The sequence below is a fragment of the Streptomyces sp. CB02400 genome (assembly GCF_001905725.1).
Classification (GTDB): domain Bacteria; phylum Actinomycetota; class Actinomycetes; order Streptomycetales; family Streptomycetaceae; genus Streptomyces; species Streptomyces atrovirens.
Genome location: NZ_LIWB01000001.1, coordinates 1,058,881 through 1,076,508, shown reverse-complemented (window position 1 = coordinate 1,076,508; position 17,628 = coordinate 1,058,881). Strand labels below are relative to the sequence as shown.

At 69.9% G+C, this 17,628-nt stretch carries 13 protein-coding genes; 5 read left to right on the top strand and 8 right to left on the bottom strand.

All coding sequences use genetic code 11. The features are described from left to right. Positions 1-554 precede the first annotated feature (554 nt). Positions 555-2,672 (top strand): reverse transcriptase family protein, encoded by a 2,118-nt coding sequence (locus AMK33_RS04630; RefSeq protein ID WP_073931357.1) that lies wholly within the window; start codon positions 555-557, stop codon positions 2,670-2,672. Between the two features lie 61 nt (positions 2,673-2,733). Here AMK33_RS04630 and AMK33_RS42370 read toward each other — a convergent pair whose 3' ends face one another. The 3 genes from AMK33_RS42370 to AMK33_RS04615 form a co-directional block, all read right to left on the bottom strand. Next, a complete protein-coding gene (locus tag AMK33_RS42370) occupies positions 2,734-2,898 on the bottom strand; it encodes a hypothetical protein (protein ID WP_158075109.1) in 165 nt (54 codons plus the stop codon). A 325-nt stretch (positions 2,899-3,223) separates the two neighbouring features. Continuing rightward, positions 3,224-4,075: an ABC transporter permease gene (locus AMK33_RS04620; RefSeq protein WP_073931355.1), complete on the bottom strand. Its 852-nt coding sequence runs from the start codon at positions 4,073-4,075 to the stop codon at positions 3,224-3,226. After that, entirely contained in the window at positions 4,072-5,043 is a 972-nt protein-coding gene (locus AMK33_RS04615; protein ID WP_073931354.1) for an ABC transporter ATP-binding protein, read from the bottom strand. Before AMK33_RS04615 ends, AMK33_RS04620 begins: the two co-directional genes overlap by 4 nt. A gap of 169 nt (positions 5,044-5,212) precedes the next feature. Between AMK33_RS04615 and AMK33_RS43640 the strand changes: the two genes are divergently transcribed. Beyond that, on the top strand, positions 5,213-5,788 hold the full coding sequence (locus AMK33_RS43640) for a hypothetical protein (protein ID WP_235617961.1): 576 nt from the start codon (positions 5,213-5,215) through the stop codon (positions 5,786-5,788). A 10-nt stretch (positions 5,789-5,798) separates the two neighbouring features. On the opposite strand, the gene AMK33_RS04605 is transcribed toward AMK33_RS43640, so the two are convergent. Genes AMK33_RS04605 through AMK33_RS04590 form a run of 4 tightly spaced genes read right to left on the bottom strand, consistent with a single transcriptional unit; the run spans position 5,799 to position 10,364 of the window. Then, on the bottom strand, positions 5,799-7,190 hold the full coding sequence (locus tag AMK33_RS04605; protein ID WP_073931353.1) for a GH1 family beta-glucosidase: 1,392 nt from the start codon (positions 7,188-7,190) through the stop codon (positions 5,799-5,801). Beyond that, the gene (locus AMK33_RS04600) at positions 7,187-8,026 is read right to left on the bottom strand and encodes a carbohydrate ABC transporter permease (RefSeq protein WP_073931532.1); all 840 of its coding nucleotides are present in this window, start codon (positions 8,024-8,026) and stop codon (positions 7,187-7,189) included. Before AMK33_RS04600 ends, AMK33_RS04605 begins: the two co-directional genes overlap by 4 nt. Before the next feature lie 17 nt (positions 8,027-8,043). Beyond that, positions 8,044-9,033: a carbohydrate ABC transporter permease gene (locus AMK33_RS04595; protein ID WP_073931352.1), complete on the bottom strand. Its 990-nt coding sequence runs from the start codon at positions 9,031-9,033 to the stop codon at positions 8,044-8,046. A 14-nt stretch (positions 9,034-9,047) separates the two neighbouring features. Further along, positions 9,048-10,364, bottom strand: coding sequence for an ABC transporter substrate-binding protein (locus AMK33_RS04590; protein WP_073931351.1), 1,317 nt, complete (start codon positions 10,362-10,364; stop codon positions 9,048-9,050). A gap of 261 nt (positions 10,365-10,625) precedes the next feature. On the opposite strand from AMK33_RS04590, the gene AMK33_RS04585 reads away from it, so the two are divergent. Then, positions 10,626-12,419 (top strand): coagulation factor 5/8 type domain-containing protein, encoded by a 1,794-nt coding sequence (locus tag AMK33_RS04585; RefSeq protein ID WP_073931350.1) that lies wholly within the window; start codon positions 10,626-10,628, stop codon positions 12,417-12,419. 112 nt (positions 12,420-12,531) lie between these two features. Here the strand turns inward: AMK33_RS04585 and fusA are convergent, their stop codons facing one another. Further along, a complete protein-coding gene (fusA, locus tag AMK33_RS04580; RefSeq protein ID WP_073931349.1) occupies positions 12,532-14,583 on the bottom strand; it encodes an elongation factor G in 2,052 nt (683 codons plus the stop codon). Between the two features lie 479 nt (positions 14,584-15,062). Here fusA and AMK33_RS04575 point away from each other — a divergent pair, with 479 nt between their 5' ends. Then, the gene (locus tag AMK33_RS04575) at positions 15,063-16,469 is read left to right on the top strand and encodes an MFS transporter (protein WP_073931348.1); all 1,407 of its coding nucleotides are present in this window, start codon (positions 15,063-15,065) and stop codon (positions 16,467-16,469) included. A gap of 449 nt (positions 16,470-16,918) precedes the next feature. Continuing rightward, positions 16,919-17,584, top strand: coding sequence for a response regulator transcription factor (locus AMK33_RS04570; protein WP_073931347.1), 666 nt, complete (start codon positions 16,919-16,921; stop codon positions 17,582-17,584). Positions 17,585-17,628 lie beyond the last annotated feature (44 nt).

Genomic DNA, 17,628 nt, shown 5'->3' with positions numbered 1-17,628 from the left:
GTTTCTGCGTGTGGCGAGGGCAACCAGGGGCTGTCGTCCCAGGTGTGGGGAGTACCCGGCTCGCCCGGAGTCCTTTCAGGGGGCGGGCCGTCCGGGCCGGCGGCCACCACCTGCGGGAAGCGGCAGTTCGGGCCGAGCCGGTCGACAGGATTGATCCGACGGGCTGTGCGTCCGCGTCGTAGCCCCTGTGGCCATTGCCGTTCGCTGTCTCGCACCGGAAGCACAGGGCGCGGCCGTCGTCGTGCTGCCGGAGGGAACGAGGAGCGCCGTAGTCCGGTGTGTCATCAAGGACCCGCCTGGGAGTTCGACTCGTAGGAAGGTTACGATCCGGCACAACGCAGTCGGCGGGTCTCAGGAACCCATCCCTTGCGATGGGCCCTCCGGTCCGGGGCACCTCGGTGCTGATCACACCGGGTGCCGGGGATCGGGCCCTGTGCTTGCACAGGGTGGCGGAGGGACACAGCGGACCGCCCGCTCCGTGGTCGTGGCGAAGCCACAACCACTCAAGGTGAGGCTCGTCGGCTGCATCTCACCAGCAGAGACGGGGCGGTTCGGTGACGGCGACAGACGACTTCGCGGACCTCACCCCAGATCAGTTCCTCAAGGCGGTGGTCAGCGGCTCGATCCACCCGTACACCGAGCACCGGATCCCCAAGCGCAGCGGCGGGCTGCGGACCTTGCACGCCCCAATCCCACGGTTGGCCGGGATACAGCAGGAAATCCTGGCCCGTCTGGAGACCCTTCCAGCCGGGTTCCAGCCGCACCCGGCAGCGTTCGCCTACCGGCGTGGTCGCTCGGTCGTGGACTGCGCCGCCGTCCATCTGCGAGCCCACACCGTAATCCGCCTGGACATAGCCGATTTCTTCGGGAGTATCCGGGAACGGCACATCCACGCCACCCTGAAGGACGCCCGGATGCGCCCGACGGGGCACGAGTACCGGGTCGGTCTCGTGAAGGGCGGCAATGGCCGTCGGAGGATCGGCCTGCGTCGCATCGGTCGCACCCTGGACACGTACACCACGACCCGGCTGGTCACCGTGTCGCCGCCCGGGCCGAACCAGACCTGGCCGAACCGTGGTACCGGGTGGCGCAGCGTGTACCTGGAGGCCACCGGACAGGAGTTCTCCGTTCGCCGGCCCAGCCTGGTCCACCAGCACACCCGTGAGGGATTTCTGCCCCAGGGCGCTCCTACGAGCGGGTACCTGTCGAACATCGTCATGCGCGAGGTCGACGCCGTCGTCACCCACCAGGCCGAGTCGTTGGGGCTGCGCTACACCCGCTACAGCGACGACATGTACTTCTCCAGCCGTGGGCTCGTCCACCACGACGACGTCGACCGTCTCGTGGCCGGAGTGAAGAAGGCCCTGGAGCCGCTGGGCATGAGGCTCAACGCGAAGAAGACCTATGTGGCCCGCCCCGGTGCACGCCGCAGCGTGCTGGGCATCCTCGTCGACGGTCCCGCTCCTCGCCTGACGCGCGAGTACAAGCGCCGCGTCACCAAGCATGTGCGAGGGGCCGCGTCGTTCGGCATCGAGCAGCATCGCCGTCACCAGGACTTCAAGGACCTGGCCGAGCTGGACGCCCATGTGACCGGGTTGCTGTCGTTCGCGCACATGGTCGAGCCCGGCTGGGCCGGGAGACAACTCGCGGACTGGAAGCGGCTGCGCGAGATCCCCCTCGAGCACGAAGAACCGGTGAGCGTGCTGCACGGGCTCGATCTGTTCCGGGACGAGGAGACCGAGGTCTCCCAGGCAGACCTGGCCAAGGCCTCGATCGACGACCTCGTCCGCGGCGCCCAGCGCTATCGCTCGTCCTCGGACTACCTGCAGATGCTCGAGTTCGTCGGCCGGTTCAAGCGGTACGCGCCGTTCAACGCGATGGTGGTCCACATCCAGAAGCCGGGGGCCCGCTACGTCCTGTCCTCATCGGAATGGATGTCGAAGTACCGGCGAGTGCTCAAGCCCGGCGCCGAGCCACTGCTGATCTTCCAGCCCCGTGGGCCGTACATGCTCGTGTACGACGTCGGGGACACCGAGGCCCTGCCCGGAGCCCTGCCTCTGCCCAAGGTGATCACCGCCCCGGCGTCGGTGTCCTCTGCGGTCGGAGAGAAGGAAGTCCTCGCGGTCTGGCATCACACCGTGACGAACCTCGCGCCCCTGGGCATCCGGCTCACCCTGGTCGATCACGGGGCCTCCTCCTACGGACGCACGTACCGCAGCCGGTCCGGCGGTTCCGTCGAGCGTCCCGGCAGCAGGCCCGGGGACCCACCGGAGGCCTACGCGACGTTGTTCGAGATCGAGGTCAACCGGAACCCGCCTCTGCTGGACCGGTACGCCACACTCGCCCACGAGCTGGGACACCTGTTCTGCGGACATCTCGGCGCGGGTCCCGGGGAAACCTGGCCCGACCGGAGCTCACGGCCTCTTTCGGATGAAGACGCCAGGAAAGACCATGCGCGTAACGAGGTCGAAGCCGAGTCCATCGCCTACATGGTCCTCAAGCGTCTGGACCCGGATGTCCGGATGGGTGACTACATCACCGGACACCTCGGCCCCGACCAGCAGGTTCCCGAGACCGTCGCCCTCAACCTCACGTTCAAGGCCGCCGGTCTGATCATCGAGATGGGCAGGAAGCGCCTCCCCGCCGCCAAACTCCAGAAGTCCAAGAAGTGACCGGGGCGTCCACGGAGGAAGCGATGGGTCCCGGTGCCGACGACAACTGCCCGGCAGCCCCTCAGCCGTAGCAAGCCGGCAGTGGCTCCAGCCCTTCCGGCACCCCGTACCTGATGACTGCCGTGTACGCCTCCGCGATGTCACAGCCCTTGTCGAACCACGGGAAGGCGAACAGGCTCCAGACCAGAAGGACAACGGCAAGCGCCGAGCGCGTTCCCTTTGACATGTCTGTGTTGTTCCGCCCCACGCAGCGGAACATGCCGTACCGCCTTCGGTTCCGGGGCCGGGCGACTGCGGGCCTCCGTGCCGACGGCTCCGGACGCACCGCGCCGTCGGCACCCGCGTGCGCGGTCCGGGTCGGAGCCGGGGAACGGCCGTTCCGGGAAACCGGCCCCACACCGAGAAGGCCGTCCATCTCATCGAGGAAGCCGGTCTCCACGGGCACGAGTACGCCCTCTACGCCGCCCTGGCCGCCGTCGCCCTGCGGCAGCGGGGGCCGGTCACCGTCCTCGCCTCCGACCGGGAGCCGGACAGACGTTCCCGGCACGACGTCAACCGACCCGCTGCATCGCCTTCCGGTGCCGTTCCGCCATCGTGGCCCCGGACTCCCGGCGTGCCATCCTGCGCAGGACGGACGGTGCGAGGAGCAGCCCGGCGACCGCCCAGACGCCCAGCACACCCGCTGTCTCCAGGTAACGCCAGGATTCGCCGATCTCGGCGGCGACCGCCCCGGCCGGCAGCAGTGCGGCCCGCAGACCGAGGCCGAGCCAGTACACGGGGAAGACCTGCCCCACGATCTGCAGCCACTCGGGCAGCTTCGACAACGGGAAGTAGATCCCGGAGATCACGATCAGCCCCATCACCGGAAGCATCAGCAGGCCGACGGTGCGCGGGCTGTCGACGAGCGAGCCGATGACGGCGCCCATCGGCAGGGTCGCCAGGAGGCCCAGCGGCACCACCCACACCAGCGTCAGCAATGCTCCGCCACCCTGCCGGGCGACCCTGTCGACCAGGAACACACCTACGGCGAAAGGCAGTGCCATGGAGACGAGAGCCGTGCCCGACACCATGACGACCTTGCCGACCAGGTGACCGACCATGCCGTGGGGCACGGCCTTGGCCCGCAGCAACGTGCCGTCCTCGCGCTCGGTCGCGAGCAGTTGCGCCGTGGTCATCATCCCGGTGAACGCGAGCGTCATGCCGACCATGCTCGGCAGCATGAACGCGCCGGCCGAGATGCCCGCGCCCTTCAACTGCTCGTCCCTGACCAGGAACAGCGGCACAATGAGCAGAATCGTCCAGAGTACGTACCCGAACACGTCCTGGCCCGAGGTGAAGGTCTGCCGGAGTTCCGTCCGGCCGCGCCGCGCTCCCAGCCTCACCGCGTACCACACCGGACTCATCGCGGTTCCTCCCCGAAAGCACGTGCCGCCCGCTCGCCGGGGCCGCTTCCCGTCTCCAGTTCCCGCACCATCGTCAGGTAGGTGTCCTCCAGGCTCGCCCGGCGCACCTCGAGACCGCCGATCGTCTCGCCGTGTTCCTCGAACAGCCGGCGGACGAACCGGGTGGGTTCGGTCGTCGCCTGCTCGAAGGGCCGCCCGTCCCGGGTCCAGCGCACGGTGGCCTCCCCCGACACCTGCCGGGACAGCTCCTCGGCCGAGCCGTCGGCCACGATCCGGCCACCGGCCAGGATGAGGATCCGGTCGGCGAGCTTCTCCGCCTCGGCGAGGTCGTGCGTGGTCAGCAGAACGGTGGTCCTTTCGTCCGCGAGCCCGCGTACCAGGCCGTGGAACTCGTTCCTGGCCTCCGGGTCCAGACCGGCGGTCGGCTCGTCCAGGAACAGGGTTTCGGGCTTGCCCACGATGCCGACGGCCACGTCGAGACGCCTGCGCTGGCCACCCGACAGGGTGCCGACCCTCTTGTCCGCCTGCCCCGTCAGCCCCACCGCGGCGATGAGCTCGTCGGTGTCCCACGGCCGCCGGACGAGGGCGGTGGAGTAGGGCGCGTAGTACGAGCCGAGGTGGGCCAGCAGTTCCCGCACCCGCCACTTGCCGTGGTCGCGCCAGGACTGCAGCACGATGCCCAGGCGCGCACGCCACCGTTCGTCCCCGCGCGCCGGATCGGCGCCGAGGACGCTCACGTCACCGGCCGATCGCATCCGGAAACCTTCCAGGACCTCGATCGTGGTCGTCTTGCCCGCACCGTTCGGACCGAGCAGCACGAGGACTTCGCCCCGCCGGGCCGTGAAGTCCACGCCCTTCAGCACTTCTTGGTCGCGGTAGCGCATCCGCAGGTCCCGTACGTCGATGACCGTGTCATCCTCCGGCGGCGGACTGCTCCCCGCCCCGGACAAAGCATGAGCGGTCGTCATCGGTGTCCCTCCAGCCGTCTCGTGAGCCGTCCCCCGGGCCCGGGGACCGAAGGGCGTACCGACGTCCGTGGTCATGGAACGCGTCACGACTGTGGTCGCCGTTGCCCGTCGACAGCAGCCGTTCAGCCCTTCCCCGCACGAACACACTACCGAACGGCCCGGACTTCCCGTGCTGCTCCACCGGCCCGGCGAACCCTCCCGGTCACAGCACTGGTTCGAGCGGCGCTCCACACGCCGGAAGAACGGCGAGGCCGCGGGAGTCTCAGCGCTTCCGGCCGCCCGGGGCCGCGGCGACCATCGGAGCGGCGCCGACGAGAAGCGGCAGCGGCTGCCCCGCAAGTCCCGGGACATGGCGGACTGCGCACCCGGTGTGCGCGTCGACCGGACCGACGGCACCGCTCCGCCCGCCGCCACACTGCTCCAGCCCGGTGACCTGGTGCTGTTCCACGCCGATTCCGGCGACGACCAGCAGACGGCCACGGCCGACCACGTCGGCATCCACCTCGGCGAGGACGCGGCCGGCCAGCGCCGTTCCCTCTCCGGCCGCAGGACCGTCGACGGGCCCGCCATGGCCGACCTCGGCGGCGCCTCGCCGCTGGACGGCACGGGCACCTACGCCAGGACCCTGCACACCGTGCACCGGATCCGATGCCGCTTCACGCCGACCGGCTCGCGGCGGCATGACGGGCACGGGCCGTCGGATCCCCTTCCGGGTCTTCGACGGCCCGTCCGCGCTCACCGGTGACGTGGGTGCGTCAGGCCGCCCGCCGTGCGAGGTCGGCGTGGCCACGGATGATGTCCGCGTACCGGTGACCGGTGCCCTTGATGGTGCGGACCTGGGTGTCGTAGTCGACGTGGACGAGGCCGAAGCGCTTGTCGTAGCCGTACGCCCACTCGAAGTTGTCCAGCAGCGACCAGGCGAAGTAGCCGGCCAGCGGGGCGCCCTTGCGGGCCGCGTCGGCGCAGGCGGCCAGGTGCCGGGTCAGGTAGTCCTGGCGCTCCGGGTCGTCGATGGTGCCGTCGGGGCGGACGACGTCGGGGAAGGCGGAGCCGTTCTCGGTGACGTAGAGCTTGCGGGCGCCGTACTCGTCGGTCAGGCGCAGCAGCAGTGCCTCGATGCCGCTCGCGTCGATCTCCCAGTCCATGCCGGTGCGCGGTACGCCGTCCCGGCGCACGAACGCGGCGTGGGGGGCGGGGCCGTCCGGGTCGGCGGCCACCACCTGCGGGAAGTAGTAGTTCAGGCCGAGCCAGTCGAGCGGGGCCGCGATGGTCTCCAGGTCGCCCCGCTTCTCCGGGAGTTCGACACCGTAGACCTCGCGCATGTCCTCCGGGAAGCCGCGGCCGTGCACGGGGTCCAGCCACCAACGGTTGGTGTGGCCGTCCATGCGGACGGCGGCTGCCCGGTCCTCGGGGCTGTCGCTCGCGGCGTGGATCGTGGAGAGGTTGTTGACGATGCCGACCTGGGCGTCCGGGGACGCGGCGCGGATCGCGCGGGCGGCCAGGCCGTGGCCGAGCAGGAGGTGGTAGGAGGCGCGGACCGCTGCCGTCAGGTCCGTCCAGCCCGGGGCCATCTTGCCCTCGAGGTGGCCGATCCAGGCCGAGCACAGGGGCTCGTTGAGGGTCGCCCAGTGGCTCACGCGGTCACCGAGGCGTTCGGCGACGACGGAGGCGTACGCGGCGAAGTGCTCGGCGGTGTCGCGCTCGGGCCAGCCGCCGCGGTCCTGGAGGATCTGCGGCAGGTCCCAGTGGTAGAGGGTGACCGACGGGGTGATGCCGGCCTCGAGCAGGCCGTCGACCAGCCGGTCGTAGAAGGCCAGGCCCTTCTCGTTCACCGGGCCGTCGCCGCCCGGCACGACGCGCGGCCAGGCGATGGACAGCCGGTAGGCGTTGGTGCCGAGGCGGCGCATCAGGCCGATGTCCTCGCGCCAGCGGTGGTAGTGGTCGCAGGCGACGTCGCCGTGGTCACCGCCCGCGATCGTGCCGGGGGTGTGCGAGAAGGTGTCCCAGATCGACGGGGAACGGCCGTCCTCCGCCACGGCCCCCTCGATCTGGTACGCCGAGGTGGCCGTGCCCCACAGGAAGTCGTCGGGGAGGGCGGCGTAGTCGATGGTCACGGAAGTCCTTTCAGGATCGGGAGAGCCGGTCACTTGACGGCTCCCGCCGTCAGGCCGGCGACGAGGTAGCGCTGCAGCAGCAGGAAGCCGGCGACCACGGGCACGCTCACCACGAGCGAGGCGGCCATGATCTGGTTCCAGTACACGTCGTTGAGGGTGGAGTAGCCCTGGAGGCCGACGGCGAGGGTGCGGGTGGTGTCGTTCGTCATCACGGACGCGAAGAGGACTTCGCCCCAGGCGGTCATGAAGGCGTAGACGGCGACCGCGACGATGCCGGGGACGGCCGCCGGGACGACGACGCGGAAGAGCGCGCCGAGCGGGCCGCAGCCGTCCACCATCGCCGCCTCGTCCAGGTCGCGCGGGACCGAGTCGAAGTAGCCGATCAGCATCCAGATGGAGAACGGGAGCGAGAAGGTCAGATACGTCAGGATCAGACCGCCGCGCGAGCCGAACAGGGCGATGCCGGTGGCGTTGCCGATGTTGACGTAGATGAGGAAGAGGGGGAGGAGGAAGAGGATGCCGGGGAACATCTGCGTCGACAGCACGGTCACCGTGAAGACGCGCTTGCCGCGGAAGTCGTAACGGCTGACGGCGTACGCGGAGAACACCGCGATCACCACCGAGCAGACGGTCGCCGCACCCGCCACGATCAGCGAGTTCACGAAGTAGCGGCCGAGCGGGACCGTGGACCAGATGTCGATGTACGGGCGGATCGTCAGCTCGGTGGGCAGCCAGCGGAACGTGCCGGTGACGTCGGCGAGCGGCTTCAGCGAGCTGGAGATCATCACGTAGACCGGGACCAGCACGAAGCCGGTGAGCAGGGTCAGGAAGACCCGCCGGGACCACAGGAAGGAGCGGGGCGGGGCCATCGGGGACCGGGGCAGGCTCATGAGGCGGTCCTCCGTCCGCGCGAGGTGAGTGCGAGGTAGACGCCCGTGACGGCGAGCAGGAAGAGCAGGAGCAGGACCGACATCGCGGAGCCGGTGCCGAAGTCCCAGGTGACGAAGGACGCCTGGTAGATGTGGACCGAGATGAGGTCCGCGGCCTCGGGAGCGGTCTTGCCGAACATGACGTACGGGGTGTTGAAGTCGTTGAACGTCCACAGGAACAGCACCAGGACCAGGACCTGGTTGACCGGGCGCAGCGACGGCAGGGTGATGCGGCGGACCTGCTGGAGCATTCCGGCGCCGTCGAGGGAGGCGGCCTCGTACAGCTCGCGCGGGATGTTCTGCAGGCCGGCCATCACGATGAGGAAGGCGAACGGCCAGCCCTTCCACACCGAGACGGTCAGCAGCGCGATGAAGCTGTTGTCGCCGATCAGCCAGAACGACGGCTTGTCGGTGATGCCGAGCTGGTCGTGCAGGACGTGGTTCACCAGGCCGTTGTCGTGCTGGAACATGAACACCCAGGTGATGACGGCCGCGTAGACCGGCAGGGCGTACGGGACCAGGAACAGGGCGCGCAGCAGGCCCCGTCCGCGGAAGGTGTCCTGCATGAAAACGGCCGCCGCCGTGCCGATCAGCCAGCACAGGCCGACGGACAGCAGGGTGAAGGCGATGGTGACGAGGAACGAGTCGAGCAGGGCCTTGCCGACGGGGGCGTCGAAGTCCACCGACACCGAGTAGTTGTCGAAGCCGGCCCAGGGGGCGGTGCCCCAGTCGCGGATGTAGAACTGGGTGAGTTCCTTGAAGCTCATCACGATGCCGATGACCATCGGCACCAGGTGGACGAGGAGTTCGAGGAGCAGGGCGGGCAGGAGGAGCAGATAGGGCAGTCCGATGCGGCGGATCCGCCCGGGGCGGCGGCGGGGGCCGCGCGCCGCACCGGGGGAGCTCTTCCGCACGGTGGCCTCCGCTGCGGGGGCAGTGGCAGTCATGGCGGTGTCGGAACTCACTTCTTGGGCATCTGCTGCTGCGCCTTGGTGAGCGCGGCCTTCACCGAGTCGGTGGTCACCTCGCGTCCGCCTGCGGCGTCGGCGAACAGTTCCTTGATGGCCGTACCGACGGCGGTCTCGAACTGGGACTCGTTGGAGACCTGCGGCAGGGCGACGGCGCTCTTGGCGAGGGTGTCCTTCAGTACGGCGTTGGCCGGGGAGTTGAAGGCGGCGTCCTCCTGGGCGGCCTTCACCGGCGGGATGGAGCCGTACGCCGTGTTGAGGACCTTCTGCTCGGCGTCGCTGGTCATGAACTTCACGAACTCGGTGGCGCCGTCGAGGTTGTCGGTGTTCTTGAAGACGGCGAGGTTGATGCCGGCGACCATCGAGTTGACCTGCCGGCCGGGGCCGGGGGTGCCGGACTGCACCGGCACGGGGGCGATGCCGTAGGCGTCCTCGCTCATGCCCTGGGACTTGAGGTTGGCGGAGGCGGACTGCCACAGCAGCATGCCCGTCCTGCCCTTGGCGAAGTCGCTGACCGACTGGTTCTGGGCGTACTCGGCGTTGCCCGGGGCGATGATCTTGTCCTTGGCCATGAGGTCGACGTACTGCTTGACCGCGGTGACCGCGCCGTCGCCTGTGAAGTCGGCCTTGCCGTCGGCGGTGAAGAAGTCGGCGCCGTGCTGCTTGGCGAAGACGAAGGCGTGGTGGATGTTCTCGGAGGGGTTCGAACCCTCCGCGCCGATCCCCCACTTGCCGTCCTTGGACAGCTTCTTGCCGGCGGCGATCAGCTCGTCCCAGGTGGCCGGCGGGCCGTCGATGCCGGCGTCGGCGAACATCTGCTTGTTGTAGTAGAGCGCGTACGCCATCGAGTACAGCGGGACCGCGGCCGGGTCCTGGCCCTCGACGCCGGTGGAGCCGAGCGCGGAGTCGACGAAGCGGTCCTTGCCGCCGATCTTGTCGAAGTTCTTCGCGTCCCAGGGCAGCAGGGCGCCGGTGGCCTGGAGGGAGGCGGACCAGGTGTTGCCGATGTTCAGCACGTCCGGGCCCTGGCCGGAGGTGGTGGCGGTGAGGATCCGGTTGAGCAGGTCGGACCAGGGAACCACCTCCAGCTTCACCTTGATGCCGGTCTCCTTCTCGAACTTGTCGAGTTCGGGCTGGAGGACCTTCTTGTCGATCTCGATGCTGGCGCCCTGGTTGGAGGCCCAGTAAGTCAGTTCCTTCGGCGAGTCGTTGGACCCGCCGCCCGTGCTCGATCCGCCTCCGCAGGCCGAGGCGGCGAGTGCGAGAGACAGGATGACGGCGCCTGTGGCCGCGGCTCGGATACTGCGCATGGCTCCTGATGTCCCTTTCCGGGGTGCAGGGGGCGATGCCCTTGCACGAAGGCGGCGGCCTCCACACGAAGGCAGCGCCTCACGGCTTAATTTAGGACGTGAGTTAAACCCTCTCAAGGCAGAACGTCAAGGGTTTCGACGGACTCACCCAACTCTCGCCGCACCCCTTGACTCATCTGTTCCGGGGATGAACCATTCAGCGGCGAGAGAGCGCTCCCAGCACCCCACGCCGTTCACTTCCTGAACCAGGAGAGCCGCCCCATGACGCCCGACTCCCCGTCGTCCTCCCGGCCACCGGCCATCGGCCGCCGCACCGTGCTCGGCGCCGCAGCCGCCGCTCCGGTCCTGGCCGGACTGCCCTCGGTGGCCTCCGCCGCGCCCGCGGCGAGACGCCGGAAACCGCGCCGGCTGAAGGGCGGCGGCGACCTCGGCCCCAACGTGATCGTCTTCGACCCGTCCACGCCGGGCATCCAGGCCAGGCTCGACGAGGTGTTCGCCCGGCAGGAGTCGGCGCAGTTCGGCACCGGCCGCTACCAACTGCTTTTCAAACCGGGCACGTACAACGGGCTCAATGCCCAAATCGGTTTCTACACCTCGATCTCCGGGCTCGGCCTCTCCCCCGACGACACCACCATCAACGGTGACGTGACGGTCGACGCCGGCTGGTTCGGCGGCAACGCCACGCAGAACTTCTGGCGTTCGGCGGAGAACCTGGCGCTCGTCCCGGCCAACGGCACCAACCGGTGGGCGGTCGCGCAGGCCGCGCCGTTCCGCCGGATGCACGTACGCGGCGGGATCGACCTCGCGCCGTCCGGCTACGGTTGGGCGAGCGGCGGCTACATCGCGGACAGCCGTATCGACGGCACGGTCGGCCCGTACTCGCAGCAGCAGTGGTACACCCGCGACAGCTCGGTCGGCGGCTGGACCAACGCCGTCTGGAACATGGTGTTCTCGGGCGTCGAGGGCGCCCCCGCGCAGAGCTTCCCGGACCCGCCGTACACCACGCTCGACAGGACACCCCGCTCCCGCGAGAAGCCCTTCCTGTACCTCGACGGCGACCAGTACCGCGTCTTCCTGCCCGCGCTGCGGACCGACGCACGCGGTGTCACCTGGGGCAACGGCACCCCGCGCGGCACCTCCCTGCCGCTGAACCGCTTCTACGTCGCCAAGCCGGGCGACTCGGCGGCCACTCTCAACCAGGCGCTCGACCAGGGCCTCGACCTGCTGCTCACACCGGGCATCTACCACGTCGACCGGCCGGTCCGGGTGAACCGCCCCGGCACGGTCGTCCTGGGCCTCGGCTACGCCACCCTGATCCCCGACCACGGCGTCACCGCCCTGAAGGTCGCCGACGTCGACGGCGTACGCCTGGCGGCCTTCCTGATCGACGCCGGGCCCGTCGACTCGCCCGTCCTGCTGGAGGTCGGCCCGAAGGGCGCCTCCCGGAACCACTCCACCGACCCGATCACCGTGCAGGACGTCTTCATCCGGATCGGCGGGGCCGGCCCCGGCAGGGCGACCACCAGCATGGTGATCAACGCCCGGCACACCATCGTCGACCACACCTGGGTCTGGCGCGCCGACCACGGTGAGGGCGTCGGCTGGGAGACCAACCGCTGCGACTACGGCGTCGTCGTCAACGGCCACGACGTCCTCGCCACCGGCCTGTTCGTCGAGCACTTCAACAAGTACGACGTCCAGTGGAACGGTGAACGCGGCCGCACGATCTTCTTCCAGAACGAGAAGGCGTACGACGCACCCGACCAGGCCGCCATCCAGAACGGCCCGCTCAAGGGCTACGCGGCCTACAAGGTCGGCGACCACGTCACCACCCACGAGGGCTGGGGCATGGGCAGCTACTGCTACTACAACGTGAACCCCGGCATCGTCCAGCACCACGGCTTCGCCGCCCCGGACTGTCCCGGCGTGCGCTTCCACGATCTGCTGGTGGTGTCGCTGAGCGGCAACGGCCAGTACGAGTGCGTCATCAACGACACCGGCGCACCGACCTCGGGCACCGACACGGTGCCGTCCACGGTGGTGTCGTACCCCTGATCCCGGCGCCGGGGGCACGCCCATGACCGAACGCCGGCGGTCCGGGTGTGCTCGTACGGCGGCGGTGGCGGCCCCTCCCGGCTGAGTTGCGGGAGGGGCCGCCGTTCACGCGTTACCGCGTGGATGCGGGGACCGGCGCGGGAGCGTAACCCGTGGGCCGGGTGGTGAAGGTGCCGCGGCCCTGGGTGCGGCTGCGCAACCGGGTCGCGTAGCCGAACAGTTCGGCCAGCGGCACGGTGGCGGTGACGACCGTCGCGCCGGCCCGGGTGACCGATCCGGTCACCCGGCCGCGACGCGCGGCCAGATCGCCGAGCACCCCGCCCACCGCCTCCTCGGGCACGGTGACCGTGACCTCGACGACCGGCTCAAGGAGCACCATCGCGCAGGCCCGCAGCGCGTCCCGCACTCCGAACCGGCCCGCGGTGCGGAACGCGGTGTCCGACGAGTCCTTCACATGGGTCGACCCGTCGGTGAGCGTGACACGGAGCCCGGTCACCGGGTGGCCGCCCAGCGGCCCCTCGGCCAGGGCGTCCCGGCAGCCCGCCTCGACGGCACGGACGTACTCCTGCGGCACCCGCCCGCCGACGACCGCCGAGCGGAACTCGAAGCCGGACTCCGGGGAGTCCAGCGGTTCGACGTCGAGGACCACGTGGGCGAACTGGCCCGCCCCGCCGTCCTGTTTGACGTGCCGGTACACGAACCCGGACACACCCCGGCCGACGGTCTCCCGGTAACTGACCCGGGGGCGGCCGACGTTGACGCCCAGTCCCTGATCACGCCGGATCTTCTCCACCGCGACCTCCAGGTGCAGTTCGCCCATGCCGGAGAGCACCGTCTGACCGGTCTCCGGGTCGGTGCGCACGACCAGCGAGGGATCCTCCTCGGCGAGCCGTGCGAGTGCCGACGCCAGACGTCCGGTGTCCGTGCCCTTCAGCGCCTCGACGGCCACGGAGACGACCGGCTCGGCGACCCCCGGAGGCTCCAGGACGAGCGGGGCGTCCGGCGCGCACAGCGTGGAGCCGGCGCGGGCGGACTTGAGCCCGACCACGGCGACGATGTCCCCGGCGACCGCCCGGTCCAACTGGGCGTGCCGGTCGGCCTGTACGCGCAGGATGCGCCCGATGCGCTCGGAGCGCCGCGCGGTGGCGTCCCACACCGTGTCTCCCTTCTCGATCGTTCCCGAGTACACCCGCAGGTAGGTCAGCCGCCCGGTGGCGGTGGCGTTCACCTTGAACGCGAGGGCGGCCAGCGGTGCCGCCGGGTCGGCGGCCCGCCGCTGTCCGGTGCCGTCCCCCTCGTGCGTACCGCGTATCGGCGGCACGTCGAGGGGCGACGGCAGGTAGGCGAGTACGGCGTCCAGCAGTGGTTCGACGCCGCGGTTGCGGTAGGCGGAGCCGCACAGGACGACGACGGCGTCACCGCCGCGGGTCAGGTCCCGCAGGGCTCCGGTGAGCGTGCCGGTGCCGAGCGCGCCGGTGTCGCAGAACTCCTCCAGCGCGCCCGGATGCAGCTCGGCGACGGCCTCCTCCAGCAGCCGGCGCCGTCTGCGCGCCTCCTCGCGCAGTTCGTCAGGCACCGGTGCCGCATCGCGGGCCTGGCCCTCGTCGGTCCAGGTCAGGGCACGCATGTGCAGCAGGTCGACGACCCCGGTGAAGGTGTCCTCCGCGCCGATGGGCAACTGCACCGCCAGGGGTGCGGGGTGCAGCCGCTCCCGGATGGAGGCGACGGCGGTGTCCAGGTCGGCGCCGGCCCGGTCCATCTTGTTGACGAACGCGATCCGCGGCACACCGTGCCGGTCCGCCTGCCGCCACACCGACTCGCTCTGCGGCTCCACACCGGCGACCGCGTCGAACACGGCGACCGCGCCGTCGAGGACGCGCAGCGAGCGCTCCACCTCGTCGGCGAAGTCGACGTGGCCCGGGGTGTCGATGAGGTTGATCCGGTGACCGTCCCAGGCGCAGCTGACGGCGGCGGCGAAGATGGTGATGCCCCGGTCGCGTTCCTGCGGGTCGAAGTCGGTGACGGTGGTGCCGTCGTGCACCTCACCGCGCTTGTGCGTGGTGCCGGTGGCGAACAGGATCCGCTCGGTGACGGTGGTCTTGCCGGCGTCGACATGGGCGAGGATGCCCAGGTTGCGGACGGTGGCGAGGGGGTTGGTGCGCATGGCCCGTGGCCTTTCGGATGTTCCGGAGAAGGGCAGCGCGATTTCCCCGGCGCACGGCGTCGGACGCCCCTGTCGGACGGGGCGTCGAAGATCAGACGTGCGTCACGGGCATCCGGTGCCGGCCGCGCAGCGGGCACCGGACGGCCGAAGACACCAGGATCACCACGGACCGACGGGACCGGGAACGGGGAGCGACAGCGGTGGCGTGGTCACGCACGGCCCGTCTCCCCTCACCGGTCATGGATGCGCGGCCCGAGGACGGGCGGCGTCTGCCCGGTGAGTGTAGGGAGGGCGGGGAGGACCGGGCCACACAATATTCGCGTCTCACATGTTGGTACGACGTTTCTGGCCAGTGAGATGTCTGAGATCGTTGCATGGCCCACACTGTTTGCGCGGCCTCCCGCGAGGTGGACGCGTGGCACGGTGTGGGCCGCCGGCGTACGCCGCCGGTGACCGTTCCTCCCCGGAAAGACCGCGAAATGCCCGCACCAACCACCGGCCCGGCCCCCGTCAACTCTCGGTCCCGGGTCCTCATCGCGAGCCTCATCGGCACGACGATCGAGTTCTACGACTTCTACATCTACGCGACCGCCGCCGTCCTGGTCTTCCCCTCGCTCTTCTTCCCGAGCAGCGACCCGACCACGGCGCTGCTGTCGTCCTTCGCGGTGTTCGGCGCCGCGATGGTCGCCCGCCCGATCGGCGCCGTGGTCTTCGGACACCTCGGTGACCGGCTCGGCCGCAAGGGCACGCTGGTGGCCTCGCTCCTCACCATGGGCATCGCCACCTTCCTCATCGGCGTGCTGCCCACCTATGCGCAGGCCGGCTGGGTCGCCACCGCGCTGCTGGTGCTGATGCGGCTCGCGCAGGGCTTCGCGCTCGGCGGCGAGTGGAGCGGCGCGGCCCTGGTCGCCACCGAGAACGCCCCGAAGCACAAGCGCGCCCTCTACGGCACGTTCCCGCAGCTGGGCGCCCCGCTCGGCTTCATCATCGGCAACGGGCTCTTCCTGATCATCGGCGCGCTGCTGCCGTCCACGGCGGGTGCCGACCCGTCCCAGCCCTCGGACGCCTTCCTGAGCTGGGGCTGGCGCGTGCCGTTCCTGTTCTCCGCGGTGATGGTCGCGATCGGCCTGTGGGTGCGGATGCGCCTGGTCGAGGCGCCGGTCTTCTCCAGGACCCGCGAGGCCGGGCTGGTGCGGAAGCTGCCGCTGGCCACCGTCTTCCGCAGCCACTGGAAGCAGTTGGTCCTCGGCACCTTCTTCATGCTGGCAACGTACGTGCTCTTCTACCTGATGACCACGTTCTCGCTGAGCTACGGCCGTACGCCGGAGGATGCCGCCGTGCCCGGCCTGGGGTACGACTACACCACCTTCGTCCTGATGATGATCTTCGGGGTGCTGTTCTTCGCCGTGTTCACCCTGGTCTCCGGTCCGCTCGCGGACAAGTACGGCCGGCGCTCCACCCTGATCCTGGTCACCGCCGGAATCCTGGTCTTCGGCCTGGTGTGGGTACCGCTGATCGGCCTCGGCACGCTGGGCGTGGTGCTGTGGCTGGTGCTCGGCTTCACGCTGATGGGCATGACGTTCGGCCCGATGGGCGCGCTGCTGCCGGAGCTCTTCCCGACGAGCGTGCGGTACACGGGCTCCGGGATCTCCTACAACGTCAGCTCGATCCTCGGCGCGGCCGTCGCCCCGTTCATAGCGGTCGCCCTGTGGGAGGCCGGCGACGGCTCGCCGTGGCTGGTCGGCGTCTACCTCTCCTCGATGGCGCTGCTGACGCTGGTCGCGTTGCTGCTCGGCAAGGAGACGAAGGACGTCGGGCTCGACGAGGGCGAGGCCGACGGCGACTCCGGCCGGGACCGGACGCCCGCCACCGCCACGGCCCCCTGAGCCGCCCGGTACCCGCACCGCGGCCCCCTTCCTCCCCGTCCGGGAACGGAAGGGGGCCGCGGTGCGTCCTCGCGAGCGGACCGGTGGCTCTTCGGCGGACAGTCCCGCACGGGCCGTCGCACGCGGCGGGGAAATTGTTTTCCCCTGCCACCGGCAGCCGCCGTCCGCCCTCCGCGGCGGCCGAATCACGCCCGTCGCGCAAAGGAAAGAAGTCAGATGTTCAATTACCGGCGTGCAGAAAACGACAAAAATGGAGAGTCTCGCCCGCGATAAGCACGCGTTACGCGCGCATCAACTTCCTGACCTTGTCCGAAAATAGTACGAGCAGTCGTGTACCATCGGCCGACAGTGGGCCACTTTTCCGACAACGGAGGACAGGCCGACAACGGGGGCATCTCGATGCACCCGCGCACTCTCTACACGATCGTGAATACGACGGAGGGTCGCCGATGCCATCGATTCGGATCTTACTCATGGACACCGAACGGCTGGTCGCCGAAGGTTTCCGGAATCTACTGCAGAGTTTCCATGAATTCTCGGTGGTGGCTGTCACACACGACGAGGCCACCACGCTGCGCCAACTGCGACGACATCATCCGCACCTCGTCGTGATGGGCCTGGGAGCGGGCGGGAACGGAGGAATGGACACCGCACGGGCGATCCGCCAGGACTCGCGGCACGTCCGCATCATCGTCCTGGCGTCCAGCCAGCAGCCGATCCACATGCGCGAGGCCTTCGTGGCCGGCGCCAACGCCTACCTCTCGCGCGACATCGACGCCCAGGAACTGCGCGACACCCTGCTCACCGTGCACCGCGAAGGCGCCGCCCTGTCCGCCGCGGCCGCCGGACAGGTCCTCGAACTCGTCTCCGGCGGACTGAGCCGCAACGCCTCACCCCTCGACCTGCTCACCCGGCGCGAACGGGAGATCCTCTTCCTGGTCGCGGACGACCAGGAGACCCACCACATCGCCGCCCGACTGGGCATCACCCCCAAGACCGTACGCAACTACCTCAGCCGCATCTACGCCAAACTGGGCACCCGCAACCGCCTCCAGACCGCCCTGTACGCCCTGCGCTGCCCGGAGTTCCGCCCTCAGCCGGTCGCCGAGACCTGACCCCCCTTCGCCCGCGTCCACCCCGGAGACAATACGATACGCTA